Here is a 1612-nt window from a genome sequence, read left to right as displayed (position 1 = left end):
GATGCCAGTTTTTGGTGTCTTGTTTGGTTTCAGATTTTTCTGATTCGAATTCCACCTGTCTGTTGATGGGTTGTTTTTGTTTGGAGAGTTTGATTCTGGCTCAGGACGAACGCTGGCGGCGTGCTTAACACATGCAAGTCGAACGGAAAGGCCCTTCGGGGTACTCGAGTGGCGAACGGGTGAGTAACACGTGGGTGATCTGCCCTGCACTTTGGGATAAGCCTGGGAAACTGGGTCTAATACCGAATAGGACCACGCATTTCATGGTGTGTGGTGGAAAGCTTTTGCGGTGTGGGATGGGCCCGCGGCCTATCAGCTTGTTGGTGGGGTAATGGCCTACCAAGGCGACGACGGGTAGCCGGCCTGAGAGGGTGACCGGCCACACTGGGACTGAGATACGGCCCAGACTCCTACGGGAGGCAGCAGTGGGGAATATTGCACAATGGGCGCAAGCCTGATGCAGCGACGCCGCGTGAGGGATGACGGCCTTCGGGTTGTAAACCTCTTTCAGCAGGGACGAAGCGCAAGTGACGGTACCTGTAGAAGAAGGACCGGCCAACTACGTGCCAGCAGCCGCGGTAATACGTAGGGTCCGAGCGTTGTCCGGAATTACTGGGCGTAAAGAGCTCGTAGGTGGTTTGTCGCGTTGTTCGTGAAAACTCACAGCTCAACTGTGGGCGTGCGGGCGATACGGGCAGACTTGAGTACTGCAGGGGAGACTGGAATTCCTGGTGTAGCGGTGGAATGCGCAGATATCAGGAGGAACACCGGTGGCGAAGGCGGGTCTCTGGGCAGTAACTGACGCTGAGGAGCGAAAGCGTGGGGAGCGAACAGGATTAGATACCCTGGTAGTCCACGCCGTAAACGGTGGGTACTAGGTGTGGGTTTCCTTCCTTGGGATCCGTGCCGTAGCTAACGCATTAAGTACCCCGCCTGGGGAGTACGGCCGCAAGGCTAAAACTCAAAGAAATTGACGGGGGCCCGCACAAGCGGCGGAGCATGTGGATTAATTCGATGCAACGCGAAGAACCTTACCTGGGTTTGACATGCACAGGACGCTGGTAGAGATATCAGTTCCCTTGTGGCCTGTGTGCAGGTGGTGCATGGCTGTCGTCAGCTCGTGTCGTGAGATGTTGGGTTAAGTCCCGCAACGAGCGCAACCCTTGTCTCATGTTGCCAGCACGTAATGGTGGGGACTCGTGAGAGACTGCCGGGGTCAACTCGGAGGAAGGTGGGGATGACGTCAAGTCATCATGCCCCTTATGTCCAGGGCTTCACACATGCTACAATGGCCGGTACAAAGGGCTGCGATGCCGTGAGGTGGAGCGAATCCTTTCAAAGCCGGTCTCAGTTCGGATCGGGGTCTGCAACTCGACCCCGTGAAGTCGGAGTCGCTAGTAATCGCAGATCAGCAACGCTGCGGTGAATACGTTCCCGGGCCTTGTACACACCGCCCGTCACGTCATGAAAGTCGGTAACACCCGAAGCCGGTGGCCTAACCCCTTGTGGGAGGGAGCCGTCGAAGGTGGGATCGGCGATTGGGACGAAGTCGTAACAAGGTAGCCGTACCGGAAGGTGCGGCTGGATCACCTCCTTTCTAAGGAGCACCACT

Annotated in this window: 1 rRNA gene; it reads left to right on the top strand. The window is 56.8% G+C overall.

The features are described from left to right. Positions 1-77 precede the first annotated feature (77 nt). Positions 78-1597, top strand: a 16S ribosomal RNA gene (locus tag ACIA48_RS30215). Positions 1598-1612: the final 15 nt, after the last annotated feature.

The sequence above is a fragment of the Mycobacterium sp. NPDC051804 genome, assembly GCF_044452905.1.
Taxonomy (GTDB): Bacteria; Actinomycetota; Actinomycetes; order Mycobacteriales; family Mycobacteriaceae; genus Mycobacterium.
The sequence above is the reverse complement of the archived record's forward strand: the minus strand, read 5'-3'. Positions and strand labels throughout refer to the sequence as shown.